We start from the raw sequence: 1,417 nt of genomic DNA, 5'->3' as shown, positions 1-1,417 counted from the left end.
TCATGGCTCCCCTCTATGTCAAGACGTCGGTGAGGAGGTGGGGTTAGCCTTGAGGGCGGGTCCGGGATGTGGCTTGTCCGAAGGATCGGTGTGCGGGTTGAAGCCGGTCGCGCTGGAGTCAGGAGTCGTTCCCGATTGCCCTCCCGGGCCTGCCCATTCGCGGTGGCGGTGGTCGGCGAGCATCCGGGCGTAGATGACGTTGGAGAGTCGTCGTTTGAGGGCGCGGATTGCTTCCATCGAGGTCTTTCCGCCGGTTTTGCGGCGGTCGTAGTAGGCGCGGCCGGCGGTGGTGCGGGTTCGTAGTTGAACGATGGCCATGATGTGCAGGACCCGGTTGATCTTGCGGTTGCCGGCGCGGGAGAGCCGGTGGCGTTGCTGGTTGCCGGAGGAGGCGTCCAGGGGTGCGGTGCCGTTCCAAGACGCGAACCGGTCCCGGTCGCGGAATCGCCGAATGTCACCGACATCAGCCAAAAGCCTTGCCGCGGAGGACGGCCCGATCCTGTGCAGATCCATCAGGGTGCATCCGCGTTCGATGACCAGTTGCCGCAGTTCTTTGTCGGCGGCCCTGGTTTTGCGGTCGATGGTTTCCAGATCCTCGATCAGCTCGACGACCAGACGTAACCGGATCCGGACGGCCGCGTCCGAGGGTGTGATCGCAGCGATCAACTCACGGGCTTGGCGGGCGGAGAGAAACACTTTGGCGCCGCCGGGGATCAATTCCAGCAGCAGCCGATGCAGCCGGCAGAGGGTTTCGGTGCGGGCGCGACCGAGTTCGTCGCGGCGGTCGGCGAGCATGCCCAGGGCGATCAGTTCCGGATCGGCGTGGACGCGACGCAGATTCTGGGAATGCAACGCGGCCAGCGCGACGGAGTGGGCGTCGACCGGGTCGGTTTTGCGGCCGTTGCCGGTGGAGAAGACCCGCACCTGCGCCGACAGTTTCGCGGGCACGTCGATCACGGATTCGCCGTCGTGAACGAGACGGTGAGCCAGGTGGCGGCCGATGCCGTTGCAGCCTTCGATCGCCCATACCCAGTCGGTGAATCGTTTTGCAGCAGTGAGCATTTCCGAGTATCCGGTGTTGTCGGTGCTGTATCGGCCGGTGAGTAGAATCCGTCCGGTCGGGTCGATGGCTTCGATGGTGGCCGAGCGTTTGTGTGGGTCCATCCCGATGATGACGGTCATCGCCGTGCCTCCCGTGTGCGTGAACCATGGTGTCCGTGCGGGAGGGCACCGCTAGTACGAGCATGGGGCAGACCCCTCTTCAGCCACTCCCTGCACGGTGACCGGTGGGAGGCAAGCCATGAGAGAGCCACACCGATTCAGATGGTGGGCAGCCGCATAAAGGGAGCTTCCCACCGGGCACCTGGACCTGATCCTGGCCGGGATCCGATCCTGACACCAGTTTCTTACTAGCCGC

General features: G+C 64.6%; 1 protein-coding gene. It reads right to left on the bottom strand.

Annotation, left to right across the window (positions count from 1 at the left end; all coding sequences use genetic code 11):
• Positions 1-18 precede the first annotated feature (18 nt).
• A complete protein-coding gene (locus ACFYTS_RS36560) occupies positions 19-1,182 on the bottom strand; it encodes an IS110 family transposase (protein ID WP_387309768.1) in 1,164 nt (387 codons plus the stop codon).
• Positions 1,183-1,417: the final 235 nt, after the last annotated feature.

The organism is Nocardia sp. NPDC004151, assembly GCF_042874235.1.
Taxonomy (GTDB): domain Bacteria; phylum Actinomycetota; class Actinomycetes; order Mycobacteriales; family Mycobacteriaceae; genus Nocardia.
This window is presented reverse-complemented; position numbering and strand designations above follow the sequence as displayed.

What these genes read in the sequence shown, in the direction of transcription:
- ACFYTS_RS36560 (WP_387309768.1), bottom strand. Translation starts at nt 1,182, where the DNA reads ATGACCGTCATCATCGGGATGGACCCACACAAACGCTCGGCCACCATC.